Source organism: Mycobacterium sp. 1165196.3 (assembly GCF_001673415.1).
GTDB classification, from domain to species: domain Bacteria; phylum Actinomycetota; class Actinomycetes; order Mycobacteriales; family Mycobacteriaceae; genus Mycobacterium; species Mycobacterium europaeum_A.
Genome location: NZ_LZLU01000271.1, coordinates 1 through 661, shown reverse-complemented (window position 1 = coordinate 661; position 661 = coordinate 1). Strand labels below are relative to the sequence as shown.

Genomic DNA, 661 nt, shown 5'->3' with positions numbered 1-661 from the left:
GCAGTGCGACTCGGGCTGGTGAGCCCGTATCAGCTGCGGACGAGCTTCCGCGCGATTTATCCGGACATCTATCTGTCGGATGCCGCGACACTGTCGCTGAGAACGCGGTCGACCGGGGCGTTTCTGTGGTCGCGACGGCGCGGCGTGCTGGCCGGACTCGCCGCGGCGGCGCTGCACGGGTCGCAGTGGATCGACGACGACGAGCCCATCGAGTTGGTCTGGCGCAACCCGCATCCGCCTCGCGGTTTAATCACCCGAAATGAGCGCATCCAGCCGGACGAAGTCACCCGGGTCAGCGGTCTGCCGGTGACCACTCTTGCCAGGACCGCGTTCGACCTTGCCCGGCACGCGCCCATCGGTGAGGCGGTGGCCCGGATCGATGCGTTGATGCGTGCGACACCGTTCTCGCGCGAGGATGTGCTGTTGCTGGCCAAGCGATACTGCGGTGCGCGCGGCCTGCGTCGGGTGCGGTCAGCGCTCCCATTGATCGATCCCGGCGCCGCGTCGCCCAAGGAAACCTGGCTGCGTCTGCTTTTGATCGACGCCGGCCTGCCCGTCCCGACCACGCAGATACCGGTGCACCAAAACTGGCGACTCATCGCGTGTCTCGACATGGGCTGGGAAGAGTACAGGGTGGCCGCAGAGTACGACGGCGATCACC

Annotated in this window: 1 protein-coding gene; it reads left to right on the top strand. The window is 66.9% G+C overall.

Going from position 1 to position 661, the window contains the following annotated elements; genetic code table 11:
• The coding region (locus A5659_RS26155) for a hypothetical protein (RefSeq protein WP_067185333.1) at positions 1 to 661 on the top strand (661 nt) is incomplete at both ends.